Source organism: Paenibacillus silvae (assembly GCF_014639235.1).
GTDB classification, from domain to species: Bacteria; Bacillota; Bacilli; order Paenibacillales; family Paenibacillaceae; genus Paenibacillus; species Paenibacillus silvae.
Genome location: NZ_BMFU01000011.1, coordinates 17,624 through 30,913, shown reverse-complemented (window position 1 = coordinate 30,913; position 13,290 = coordinate 17,624). Strand labels below are relative to the sequence as shown.

The following is a 13,290-nucleotide window of genomic DNA, read 5'->3' as shown; positions in this document are numbered from 1 at the left end:
CTTCTTTATCATCATGAAAGTCAATTGCAGTGTGTTTACCCTGTAGTGTGTGATTTACCTGCGGTGCAAGGAGTGCGTCGAATTGTTTGATCCCTCCAATCCCTCGTTTTCGCTTAATAGAAAAACCAGGTCCCGTTTCATTTCTTCGAATTGATTAATGATCGTATTCAAGTTTTTTTCAATATTCTCCACCTGAATTGCATTGATCTTGCCGTGATTATAGGCAATAAGCCGTTCCGGTACGATGGTATAAGACCAACTCTCCCTATATCGATCTTCATTACGAATTGCAAAACCAATGGGCAACAAGTCATTTCTCATGCCGAGTGTCAGCATGTTTGGGGATATACCCAGGTAATCTGCTGCAATTTTAATGGTAATTTTGGACATGCCTCTGATCTCTTCATCCGAATACTTAGCCATACGTTTCACCTCCTTTAGCAGGGCGTTTTTCTTCCAGATTTAATATCATTATTTTCACCTTTATCATACTACATAGTAGTGTGCCGGGTAGTTGTTTTTGAAAATTTGATTATACGTAACCTCTATTCTGAAGCAACAATAGATTAAAGGATATGATGCCATTACTGTCGAAATTTATAAAAATGCGTCGATGACTGGAGATGGCATAAGGCAGTATATTAATAAGCCTATCGGCGCAAGGAATTCTATACTAACAAGGGAATGTGTGACGAGTATGAAATTGTTCGACATTATTCCGGATCGACTGTTTACGCTGCTTGTGGGCTCTAATAAGCAAATCTATGCTGAGGCTCTGTTGCTGCTGTATGAACAGGCACAGACAGAGCGCTTCGGCATTCGTTTTAACGTCATGCGGGATTTGCTGCAGGAAATGCTGGATACCCGGCGCGAATTGGGTGAGGATATTGCTGTATTGGATACGGAAGACGAGGAGAGTGAGCGCAGTGACGATTTGAGACAGATTAACATGGAAGACCTGACGAGGGCTCAAGCGAATACAATGTTGCGGCGACTGGAAGAGCGAAAGTGGATCGATGTGGAGACGCGAGCTCAATTCGAGCGGTTCATTGTATTGCCCCACTATGCCAGTCGGCTGATTGGTGTGTTAAAAGAGCTGTGCGATGCGAGGACGGTTGAGTACCAGCGATTTGCATTTTTGGTCTACCAATCGCTGACCGGAGAAGGAGCCCGGCTACAGCCTTGTTCGGCCGTTATGAGTGCGGCTGAAGTAAGTGGACAGTTTCGACAGGAGCTTGTGGCGCTTTACAACAATATGAAGCACTTGATGGAACAGGTTGTTCAGAAGACGTCAATACAAGATGTGCTGGATCATCATTTTGACCATTATAAAACGCAAATTATTGACAAGAGTTATCATCGGCTGAAGACGTCCGATCATGTTGCCCGTTATCGAATGCAAATTCTAAATACGGTACAGCAATGGCTGCTAGATCGACAGCAATTGGAAGAGGCTGCACTCGATGGGGTGAAGAGTGGATTGTACACTTCGGTAGATGAGGCTGGACAGGCTGTGAAGCAGGCACTCTTTTTCATTGATGAAACGTTCAACGGGCTGGATGAGTTGTTTTACCAAATTGATGTGCGGCACAATCAATACTTGCGTTCCTCTTATGATCGTGCTCGCTATTTGAGTCAGCAGAATGAAGGCATAGATCAGCAGCTTGCACGTTTAATTGAACGGCTGAGCAAAGACTTATCAATGGATGGTACAGAGTCGTTGTTTGTGCTGCGCCAGACCCGCGCTCTTTCTGAACAATCCTTATTGCCACCACGGCGTAAGCGGGCGCCTCATCAACCTGATGTGCATGTAGCTGTGGAGATGCCTGATCATCTATTGGAGGAATTACGAAACAAAAACCTAGAACGAATGCGCAAGGCGATTACCCGAAAGAAGGTAGATGATTACATAACAAATCGTTTGGGTGAGCGTGCAGAGATGGAGATGGCGGAACTCGCACCCGAGAATGCGGAGCAGTTCATTATGCTGGGCTATATTTATTTGTATGGATCAGATGGAGGCTCGAACTTCCTGATTCAGCGAAGCGATGGCCGTAATATTCTAACGATTGGCGGATATCGCTTCGATAACCATACAATTGTTAAGAAGAAAGGAGGCTCGAAAAGATGATGTTTGACGAATTGAGTGAATCTGAGCAAGCCAAGGTTCGTCATGTATTGAATCGGTTATTCGAGGTCAATCTGCTGGTTAGAGACAAGGATCGTGAAGCTTATGCCATCATACGACGTCATAGTCAGGCATTTGAAGCCTACTTTCAATTTCTCGGTTGGGAACTAACAGTTGATGAACGTCATGAATGCGTCTTTCTCCACCTTCCGGATGGACGGCTCCGCAGGCGGCTGGATAGGGAACAGACCCTTTGGCTACTTGTGCTGCGGCTTCTGTATGAGGAGAAGCGACAAGGCTTGTCGTTAGCTGATTATCCGATGGTGACGTTGCATGAAATTCGTAGTAAGTTTGAGACGTTTCGGATTGAATGGGTGGGACGAACAGCGCTGGACAAGCTTATTCGGTTGTGTGCACAGTTTCAATTGCTCGAAGCGATGGATGAGGATCATCGAGCGGACGATGCCCGGTTCAAACTGTACCATACCTGGATGTATGTTGTTCAGGCTGATGAGATCGCCCAACTTACGGAAAGACTGGAACGCTACGACGCCGCAGAGGAAGGAGGATTACTGGATGAAATGGATGACACGGCTCCGGTTGATTAACTGGCACTACTTCAAGGATGTAACTATGGAATTTGGCCGACAGACATTAATTACAGGACAAAATGCCGCCGGTAAATCGACGATTATAGACGCTCTTCAGGTACTGTTTGTAGTTGATCAGCGACTTATCCGCTTCAACGCTGCGGCTCACGATGAGGCGAAGCGAAGTTTTGAGAATTACCTGATGGGCAAGATTGGCAGTGATGAGCGCTCGTACGTTCGGGACGGGGATTTTACGACTTACATTATTGCTGAGTTCCGTGACGAGGACAAGAAGGAATCGTTTGTTATTGGTGCAGCTATTGACGTATACCGCGACCGTTCGTATGAGGAAGAGTATTTTATATTGGATGCATGCAAGTTGGATCAGCTTGACTTTATTAATCAGCAAGGGCAGTTGCTGAATCGGGAAGCGTTTAAACGACGATATGGAGACGGTGTTGGGACTGGACTTGGAGAAGGAGATCTGCAGCTTGGTGTGAGGCAGGGCTCAAAGAGGCGGGCCCTATTTGAGCGTAACAAGTCTAACTATCAGAAGGCATTGTTGGCAAGATTGGGTCAACTGCAGGATCGATTTTTCCATATATTCACCAAAGCACTATCGTTTAAGCCGATCCGGAATATTCGGACGTTTGTTTATGACTACATTCTGGACAAACGCGAGTTGCAACTGGACTTGATGAAGCAGAATTTCGAGATTCATGAGCGCTACAGGCAGGAGCTTGAATTGCTGCAGAAGCGAAAATTGCAGTTGCAGGGCATTCGAGATAGCTATCAGGAGTATGCCCGGCTTAAAGAAACAATTAAAGAGCAAGACTATGTTATTCGAAAAATAAAAGTGTTGTATGAAACAGAGAATCTGGAGCAACAGGAGCGTTTAAAACATCAAGCAGAGGGAAATTTGGGTCGCCTACTGGAAAGTGTTGGATTGGCAGAGGTTAAGTTGAACGAGGCGCGTGAGCAGTCTCAGCTTGCTTACCAGCGTTGGCAGAATCATGCAGATGAAAAACGCAAGCAGGAACTGGAGAGGGAGATACGGGAGCTTGAGACGAAACGTGTAGATATGGAGAATTTATTATCCATTTACTGCGCCAAGCTTGATCGGGAGAGACAATTGCTGGGGAACTTCTCCACCTGGACGGATGGAGAATATTGGTCATGGGAAATAGGAGAGCAGGAGCGGATTGGGCAATATACGGAGCATCTTGCGGGATTGCTGGCGATTGTAGACAAAGGTAATGCACAAGAATTGGATGATGAAATATGGGAATCCAGATTAGATGAAATTGGTGAAGCCCGGTCTGGTTGGTATGATCGGCTCTTACTTGGAGAAGCTCGTTTACTGGAAACACTGAATGCGGCGGAGGAACAGGCAACTGAACTGGAGAATATTATCCGTGATCTAGAACAGAAGAGGCGGAGCTATTCTGAACCGGTCAGACAGTTGAAGGCATTGTTGGAGGAGCAATTAAGGGGACGTTCTGCGGTTTGGATTTTTTGTGAGGAAGCAGAGCTTGTTGACGAAGGCTGGCGAGATGCACTGGAAGGTTATCTGAATACGCAACGATTTGATCTACTGGTAGAACCGGAATGCTTCGCCGAGGCCCTTGGTATCTATGAGCGAGAGAAATGGACGCGAAAGCTCGAAGGTGTAGGTCTTGTTGATACTGAAAAAGAAAGGAAATATCTAGGCACAGCAGAGGAGGGCTCGCTGGCTTATGAGCTTATTGCTGAGCATCCTGTAGTGCGGGCTCGTGTGGAGCATCTGCTAGGCAGGGTGATGAAAGCCAAGGATGAGCAGGAGTTGCGACGGCATCGTACGGCCGTTACGCGTAGCTGCATGGTATACAATAATCTTGTGGCCAGACAAATTCCGAAAAAGTACTATGAAATCCCTTATATTGGAACCAAGGCAATCGCGCACCAATTGGAAATTCGCAAGTTGGAGCTTCAAGAGGTTAGGGAAACAGTTTTAAGGCTAAGGGAATTGGCGACTGGTTTCCGTGAGTGGATGGATCGACTCCGGGACAAGGATGCCGTGTATAATAGCTTATCGTCTCACCTCACATTGCCGCGAGAACTGGAAGCTTGCAGGTATCGTCAGGAACAAGTGCAACTAGAATGGGAAGGACTCAATCTTGCTGAAACTGAACGCCTTAAAGCTGAGTATGAGCATTGGCGTGAGGTGGAGAAGCAATGGACGGAAAAATGGGGAGAATTCTTGGAGGATAAAGGAACGGTTGAAGCCGAATGTAAGCAGCTTGCGGGAATCTTGTTTGTTCAGCAGAATAAAGTGCGAGATGCTGAAGAAATCCTTGAGCAATGGATGGGTGAGCATGGGGCTGAGAGTGAGCAGCGGGCCAAGCAGCGTTATGAGGAAGCGGAGCGATCAACTACAGTCAGTACGTTTCAAAAGTTGCAAAACTGGGAACGTAGCTCTAAGGGAATACAGACCAAGCGTGATGACCAATTCAACGATGTAGCCAAACTCAGACAAAAGTACAATGTTGATCATGCTTTCAGTGGTGATGCGAACGATTCCGAGAATGATGCCTATGATCGTTTGCTCGATACAATTGAGCATCTTAACATTCCACAATATCAGGAAAAAGTTGCAGAGGCGCTTGCTGAGTCCGAGGAGGAGTTTAAGTCTCATTTCGTATTTAAGCTGCGGGAAGCAATTGAGATGGCGCGGCGTGAATTCCAACAATTGAACTTTGCCCTGCGGAACTTCCCTTTTTCTGACGACAAGTATCACTTCGAGGTTTCGCCGAGCGAACGGTACAAGAAATTTTATGAGGCAGTAATGGACCCACTTTTGATGGAGAAAGGTTCTCTATTTGACTTGCCGGAAAATGATCGGACTGCAGTGCTACATGAATTGTTCGAAATGCTGGTGCGTGGAGAGGCCGGGCAGATGGAAGAGTATGCGGACTACCGACAATACCTGGACTTTGACATCATGGTTTCTTCAAGCAGTGGGGGGCGTTACAGGTTCTCTCAAGTGCTTAAAGAGAAATCCGGCGGTGAGACACAGACTCCTTTTTATATTGCGATCCTAGCTTCCTTTCATCATTTGTATTCAAACAAAAGCTCTCGCCTGGTTGTCTTCGATGAAGCGTTCAACAAAATGGACGAACAGCGTATTCAATCCAGTTTGCGGCTAATTAAGCAAATGGGACTGCAATTGGTAGCCGCTGTTCCAGACGAGAAAATGCAGCATATGGCACCTGAAGTGACGACTACGCTGTTTGTCAGCAAGCATGACTATCAATGCTTTGTTGATATGATTGACCGTTGGGCTCCAGATGAAGCAGAGACGAGCCCCGCATTTCATAATATTGAAACAATTGAAAAGTCAGTTAACCCAACGGAAGAACAAATCTCCGATACGGACTCATTATCGTCAAAGTTAGGTGAAAGTACAGAGAGTCCTACTTTTGATAGTGAACGCCACGGAAGGCAAGGCACCTTGTTTTGAATTGTTAGCAGGAGGTAAGACTTGTGTATGGAAGCAAACGAAATAAGTTATAAGCAAAAATTTGGCAAGGACTTGCTGACCTTGCTTCTGAGCAAATATGAACAAAGCCAATCATTTGTTACAGGTATTCCTGGAAAAATGCGGCCCCAACTCACGATTGGGAAAAGTCCTTTTGCTCGTGATTATAACGATGAGATGGACTTTCGAAAGCGTCATTGGATGAACGAAAGGCTATTTGAGTTAGAGCAGGAAGATGTAGTTCAACTTACAATGGCTAAATATCGTTCGGACGAAATAGAGAAAGTATATTTGCAATGGCAAGCTGTAGAGGAGGCTTACCGAATTTCCGGTCGTACTCCTTTGCGCACCAAATTGGAGCAACTGCGGGCTTCTCTGATTCCGTTGAGTTCTCATCCGTGGCGTTGGGTTCAAAAGTGGCGACAGGAAATGGACGATGCATTGGCGCAAGGCAAGGCTGTTCGCCTCGATCCAGATGATGTGCAAGGAACGGTTGATCTAGTTCACACGTTAAACGAATTGCCACTGCTTGGTGATCGTGCAGTGCCAATTCGCATCTTTAGCCAGCGGTTATTTCGAGATACGAAGCATCTGGAACGTCAGACGCTTAAACGGCTGATTTCTCTGGCAAAGCAGGCATCCGGTGAGCAGCGAGAGACGGAAGAGGAATGGTTGGATTGGCTTGGTCTTACTCGTAATCCTCAAAGTGTCTTTTTATGCGGCTCACTTGCCTTTCGAACCCGCAGCGGCAAGCAGGTTGACACTAGCGCATTTCCGGGCGGTCTTGGGCTTTCCGGTGAGACGATTGATATGATAACGGATTTCTTTATGCCTGCTCGTCAAATTCTTACCATTGAGAATTGGACAAGCTATCATCATTATCTAGAGCAGCCTTCGGTTCGTGCTGGTGAGGTTCTTGTCATCTACACAGGAGGGTACCCAAATCGTGTCTTGCAAAGCTTTCTCCGAAAGCTGAGTCAGGTAGTGAATGAAGCGTCAAATCCGCCAGAACTGCTCCACTGGGGTGATATCGACCTTGGGGGAATCCGAATTTTCAAGTGGATTCAATCCAATTTTTTCTCCGAGCTTCGACCTTATCGGATGGGAGTGAATACGTTACTCCAGTACGAATCACAAGCAGCGCCGGTCAGTGAAGATTATGCTAATCAGCTACTTCATGCGTTGAGTGAACCACAATATGCGGATTGGCTTCCGGTACTGGAAACCATGATAAAGCGGAGGATTCGTCTTGAGCAGGAATGTATCATAGACTGAGATATAGATTTCTTACAAACTTCAAGCGGGTTGTGCTGCATCGTTGGACAGAAGATAGGGCCAATTCAGTTGGTTTTAATGAAAAAGGGGACCCGAAAAGGGAACAAGATTGAAAATATTAACCAGCATTCACTCTTCCGTTCTGATATTTTTTTATATTTTTGCTGAATATTCATAGAATTCGTTTCATATTTTCAAAAGGACTAAACAATGATAGGTAATAAGATTCTCAATCTACTGTTAGTGTACAAGCCTTCAAGATATTTAATCTTGAGGGCTTAACTTAATTAAAACGTAGGAATACTGAGCCAGTCTAATGCCTAATCCTCGCGTCTTATACACTCACTGATGAGTTCACAAACTTCACCAAAAATCTTCTGAAGTTTATCCAATGTATCTTCGTCATCCCTAATTTTGTTCTACATTGTTATTAAATCAATCAAATTTAAGATGATTTAATTTTTCATAGCGGCATCTGTTTGAACCTATAAGCTGAAATATTCTCGGAGAATAAACTCCTCAGGTCCGTACAGCAGATTTTTATATTTATGAGGGTCCGATTTTGATTGAGAATTGAAATGATAGGTAGAGGGACAAACCTCATCGTACTTTGAAAACAAAAAACTAATCTTATCCAGCACTTTCTTCGCGTGCTCCAAAAGGAGAAAGCCAGTCTGCAGGTGCGCCATAATCATCTTGAATTATTAGGATGCAAGCGATTTTGCCATGCAGTAAATAAATGGTGGTTCCATTTAAGGCGACGATTCATGCGAAGCTATAATGATACTTCTGTCCAGCCACAGCTTATCGCAATGGGGGCAGCTCGCAGAGAACCTGGGAGAGGTTAGCTACCTATGAGAATGACTAACCATCGTTCGCTGGATAAGTAAATCGTCAAACTAAAACAGAGGAGAAGGGGCATTCGCATGCCCCTTTCATTTAAACTTGTAGCAAACTATGTGTTTATCGTGAACAAAACCCTTTAATAATGATTTTCTTAATCTGCTTTATTGGGAGGTATTGTATGAAGCACAATCTGATCCGATACAGCATGCAAATTGCTATGCTCAAGCAGTTATTATCCATATCTCTAATTACCGAGCAGGAGTTTCGTGCGCTCAAAAGCAAAATCATGAAGGACTACGGTGTGATTTCTGACCTGACAACCTGATTCGCACAATTGTTGATTACACCCAGTCTTATTATACTAATTCCGAGATAATAAGCGCTGAGGGAGGAATAACAATGGCATATGAAGTAGAAGTGATTAAGGCCAGCCGAAAAATATCTGACCGAAAAGCTGGTGGGAGTTCTGATATTTTAAGAGTAGCCCCATATGCAAGAGTAAGTACAGATACGGAGGAGCAGCTTAGTAGCTATAAATCACAGGTTGCCTATTATACTGAGCTTGTGAACAAACGAGGAGATTGGCAGCTTGTTGATATTTATGCAGATGAAGCAGTCACGGGAACACAGGTCAACAAGCGTGAGAACTTCCAGCGAATGATTGATGATTGCATGAATGGAAAAATTGATATGGTTATCACAAAGTCTATATCCCGATTCGCTAGAAATACGCTAGATACACTCAAATATGTGCGAATGCTCAAGGAGCAGAATGTAGCTGTGTTTTTTGAGGATGAGAATATCAATACGATGACAATGGACGGCGAATTGTTATTAGTTATTTTAAGCTCAGTGGCACAGCAAGAGGTTGAAAATATTTCCTCCAACGTTAAAAAGGGCTTGAAGATGAAAATGAAGCGTGGCGAGCTTGTTGGATTTCAAAGCTGCCTGGGTTATGATTATGATGTTCAAACGAAGAAAATATCTGTAAATGAGAAGGAAGCGGAGATCGTTCGTTATATATTCGAGCGTTACATAGCTGGCTATGGGGCTCATATGATTGCTAAGGAATTAACCGCCGCGGGTCATAAAACACGGGCAGGTCGAAGTATTTGGCAGGATGGTGCGATTCTCGGTATTGTTAAAAATGAAAAATATAAGGGCGATTTGCTTCAAGGCAAGACCTTTACAGTTGATCCGATTTCAAAAAGAAGGCTGGAGAATTACGGCGAGGAAGATCAATTTTATATAAGAAATCACCACGAGGCAATAGTCAGTGAAGAGATTTTTGAAAAGGCTCAGGCTATCCTGCATCGAAGAGGAGCAAGATTAAGAGGTGTAGAAAAGGGAAAACGTAATAAATATAGCCGACAGTTTGCTTTTAGCAGCAAGCTGGAGTGCGCGTTTTGTGGGAGTAACTTATCCAGGAGAAACTGGCATAGTGGAACGAATCATACAAAGGTAATCTGGCAATGCGTGACCGCAACGAAAAAGGGCAGGAAGTATTGTACTCATAGCAAGGCTCTATTTGAAAATGTAATCGAAGGTGCTTTTCTTGAATCTTATCGGAGATTGTGCAGTAATCATACGGATGTATTAGATGAGTTGATGGGAAATATGGAAACTGTTCTTAATAATCAGAACCATATTCGGCAACTAAATAAAGTGAAAAATGAAATCAAGCTATTGGAGCAAAAGCGTTGTAAGCTCATTGACCTTTGCTTGGATGAAAAAATAGATCGAGCTACGTATGAGAGCCGGTATGGGGAACTGGAAGCGCAACTCAATAAGCTTTTAGCTGAGCAGACTCAGCTAGAAAAAGGCTCGCGGCAGGAAATTGATTTGGAAAAGAGATTGGAGCATTTGAGAAAGGTGCTGCAAAAGCATGAAGTGCTTTCTGCCTTTGACCGTAATGTTTTCGAAAGCATTGTTGAGAAGGTTATTATAGGAGACTTTGCTGATCCTACACAGCCAGAACCACACAAGCTGAAGTTCATTTATAAAACGGGCTTCACAAATACCGTCGAAAGTAAGATGTTCAAGCAAAAAAAATCCTACGTAAATGAAAGGGGGGAATTGCCTTCCCTTGCTGTGAACGACACATGTGGAGTCGGTGGCGATGTTGGTTAGGGAGGATTAAAGAATAAGCAGAAGGGTTCGAGAATTTGTACAGATTCTCGAACCCTTCTGCTTTAATTCCAATTCGATTAATTAGTCGGTGCAAGATCTCTGGAGTCAACTTCTTGAAGGACATAAATTCTTTGAGGAGCTGTTTTAATTCGGTGAACGCCAAAGTATTATTGTTGTTTTTCAAAGACTCTTCAATGTTGCATTTCTTTTCTATTAAATCATTCAGTCTTACATTAGTTTCAGAAACGTATTCGTTATATTCCTCATCTGTCATGTTACCATCCAGATTTTTGTCTCGTGCTTTTCTCTTTCGAGTTTTCAACTTGTCAATTTCAATTTCAGGTTGATTTTCTGTAGCTAATTGTAAATCTGCTCCACGTACGAGATGGAAACTGTACTTTATTTTCCTTTTTTTACTTTTATTATTATGGTAACTCGAAATGTGTAAATGGTGATTGAGGGACTTTCATTCTACACGAATCGGTTATGGTCATATGTTATTTATTTTCAGCGGGTTTACAATTTTATATTACAATGCGTTATCGATATCTTACCAGCTTGGATTCTCTGGAAATGTTGACGGTGGACGGCAAAATTTTGTCGGCCAATATGCGACGGATCGGGCTCCAATGAAGCAACGCCGATCATCAGCTTTCGCCCATTCTGGTCATGTTTTTGTTCTTGAGCAATCAGATTATGGAGGACACTACAGCGGCTCTGTAAAAGGTTGAAAAAGCATCACCCCTTTTCAGAATGAGAGGTTGAATTTTTCCTCCATGACCAGGCCACCACCGGAATAAGCAGCAAGGACATCAATCCTCCTGCAAGAGAAAGCATGGAATAGCCAACGCCAGCCATAACCATGCCTGACAAAGCGCCGCCGGATGCGCCGGCCAGCGCAATCAGCACATCAACCGTGCCTTGTGTCTTCGCGCGAACCTTCGGCGTTGTGGAGTCGATAATGGCTGCTGTTCCGCTAATTAGTCCAAAGTTCCAGCCTAGGCCGAGAAGCGCCAACGCTACAATAAGCAAGCCCATGGATTCACCTGGTGCAAAAGCCGCGGTCAAACCTGCCAGCAGCAGCGTTACGCCTGATGCATAGGACATAAAGGTACGGCCAAGCTTATCCACCAGCACGCCAGTCAGCAGGGAAGGCAAATACATGAATGCGATATGAATGCCAATCACCAGACCTGCATCTCCAAGCCCATGGCCATGCTGCTTCATATGTACGGGCGTCATGACCATGATCCCCACCATTACGATTTGGGTAAGCACCATAACCGTTGCCCCCACAATAAGTCCCTTTCGGTTATGAGAGCTCTCGGGGCGGCTTGCGTCTACCTTCGCCTGAAGACTTTTGCCGTCTTTCACCTGCGCCCCTTTATTCAAGCTTTTCTCTTCGTCAATCGCCTTGGCAACGATAAATGGATCAGGACGAAGAAACAGCAGCAGTACCAGGCCCGCTATCAAATAGGCTGCCGCAGCTAGAATAAACGGCCCCGACAAAGCAGGAAGGCCGATGGAGGTCGCCATGTGACCGGTCGGCTCTACCAGATTGGGACCTGCCACCGCGCCAATCGTCGTAAACACCAGCGCTGTACTGATTGCTTTGGCCCGCTGATTCGGCAGCGCCAGGTCTGTACCCGCGTACCGGGCTTGCAGATTGGTTGCTGTGCCCGCTCCATAAATCAACAGCGACACAAATAGCAGCGCTATTTGATCCCAAAGCGCGGCCAACACAACGCCAGTCGCTCCAGCTCCACCCGCTATAAATCCGGTAGCCAGCCCGACTCTGCGTCCAAATCGTTGTGACAGCCTTCCCACCATAAGCGCCGCCGCCGCAGAGCCTAGCGTAAACAAAGCTGCGGGAAGACCGGAAAGGCTGTCGCTGCCTAGCATATCCTGCGCAAGCAGTGCTCCAACAGTAAGCCCGGCAGCCAGCCCCGCTCCTCCGAATATTTGTGAGACAACAACAAGCCATAACGTTTTTTTATACAGCTTCTTCTGCTTCTCCGGCGATTTTACATACTCATTTACTCTGTCAGAGCGGCTTTTTTGCCGTTTCGGAGCCATTGATGTGTGGTTATTCATATGCATCCTCCTTTTCGGCACCCCTGCCGCTATCTAGATCATCTTTAATCCAATGTCTGAATTATAGCGATTTACGCCATCTCTCTTCAATCCCTCAAAGTTGGGATAGCTATTCCAACCCTTTTAGTGATTCGATCATAGCGATACGGGACATTTTTCATTTTGCGGGGCGTTTATTCTACAATAAGGTCATTGATTTATGCCTAACATCTAGGAAGGCTGAGAAACAGCCTGATGACGAATTAAAGAGGGCATCAACGGGCTTTTTCGAAACTGTTGACAATTGGCATATATGTAATTATATTTAATATATCAATCGCTTGGTGCTGTAAATCTACTAGTGTAAACGCTCTTGAAGCACAACTTTACGCAATATAGTTCGATCCCGTCGAGGAAGAAAATGGAGAGGTGATGGGGGGATTAGTCCCAGTATTGTACACGCCCTGTCCATTTACGAGTGGCATTCCTCTTAGTTTTGTAAAGCATTTTCAGCAACGCTTCATTGCTTGGGAAAATGCTTTTTTCTTTAGGTTTTGCGATGTTGACGATGGTAACCCTCAAGTATTTCCGTCGTTGTACTCTTCGCGTCAAGCCTTTTATGTCCTGCATCGTGTCATACTCCGCCTCCAACATGAATTGCAGCATCTCTGCATACAACTCTGTAAACAACTCTTTCAGTGCAAATTCACCTTCTACATCGTTATGAACAT

At 44.8% G+C, this 13,290-nt stretch carries 8 protein-coding genes and 1 pseudogene; 6 read left to right on the top strand and 3 right to left on the bottom strand.

Translation table 11 applies throughout. The features are described 5' to 3' along the window. Nucleotides 1–54 precede the first annotated feature (54 nt). Nucleotides 55–423 (bottom strand): hypothetical protein, encoded by a 369-nt coding sequence (locus tag IEW26_RS24635; RefSeq protein ID WP_142546877.1) that lies wholly within the window; start codon nucleotides 421–423, stop codon nucleotides 55–57. 274 nt (nucleotides 424–697) lie between these two features. On the opposite strand from IEW26_RS24635, the gene IEW26_RS24630 reads away from it, so the two are divergent. The 6 genes from IEW26_RS24630 (at nucleotide 698) to IEW26_RS24605 (ending at nucleotide 10,486) form a co-directional block, all read left to right on the top strand. Continuing rightward, complete coding sequence (locus IEW26_RS24630; RefSeq protein WP_188594290.1) at nucleotides 698–2,131, top strand: Wadjet anti-phage system protein JetA family protein; 1,434 nt, start codon at nucleotides 698–700, stop codon at nucleotides 2,129–2,131. Beyond that, on the top strand, nucleotides 2,128–2,736 hold the full coding sequence (locus IEW26_RS24625) for a DUF4194 domain-containing protein (protein WP_188594289.1): 609 nt from the start codon (nucleotides 2,128–2,130) through the stop codon (nucleotides 2,734–2,736). Before IEW26_RS24630 ends, IEW26_RS24625 begins: the two co-directional genes overlap by 4 nt. Next, nucleotides 2,705–6,217, top strand: a complete 3,513-nt coding sequence (locus tag IEW26_RS24620; RefSeq protein ID WP_188594288.1) for an ATP-binding protein — start codon at nucleotides 2,705–2,707, stop codon at nucleotides 6,215–6,217. The genes IEW26_RS24625 and IEW26_RS24620 overlap by 32 nt, the downstream gene beginning before the upstream one ends. Before the next feature lie 27 nt (nucleotides 6,218–6,244). Then, nucleotides 6,245–7,510 carry a Wadjet anti-phage system protein JetD domain-containing protein gene (locus tag IEW26_RS24615; protein ID WP_188594287.1) on the top strand — a complete coding sequence of 422 codons (1,266 nt, stop codon included), beginning with the start codon at nucleotides 6,245–6,247 and terminating at the stop codon, nucleotides 7,508–7,510. A gap of 1,024 nt (nucleotides 7,511–8,534) precedes the next feature. Further along, nucleotides 8,535–8,681, top strand: a complete 147-nt coding sequence (locus tag IEW26_RS24610; RefSeq protein ID WP_074093518.1) for an SHOCT domain-containing protein — start codon at nucleotides 8,535–8,537, stop codon at nucleotides 8,679–8,681. A 74-nt stretch (nucleotides 8,682–8,755) separates the two neighbouring features. Then, complete coding sequence (locus tag IEW26_RS24605) at nucleotides 8,756–10,486, top strand: recombinase family protein (protein WP_188594286.1); 1,731 nt, start codon at nucleotides 8,756–8,758, stop codon at nucleotides 10,484–10,486. Nucleotides 10,487–11,224: 738 nt separating this feature from the next. Here the strand turns inward: IEW26_RS24605 and IEW26_RS24595 are convergent. Together IEW26_RS24595 and IEW26_RS30870 are read right to left on the bottom strand one after the other, a co-directional pair. Continuing rightward, a complete protein-coding gene (locus IEW26_RS24595; protein WP_188594352.1) occupies nucleotides 11,225–12,562 on the bottom strand; it encodes an MFS transporter in 1,338 nt (445 codons plus the stop codon). 438 nt (nucleotides 12,563–13,000) lie between these two features. Continuing rightward, nucleotides 13,001–13,154, bottom strand: a pseudogene (locus tag IEW26_RS30870) (IS256 family transposase); the annotation flags it as partial. Nucleotides 13,155–13,290: the final 136 nt, after the last annotated feature.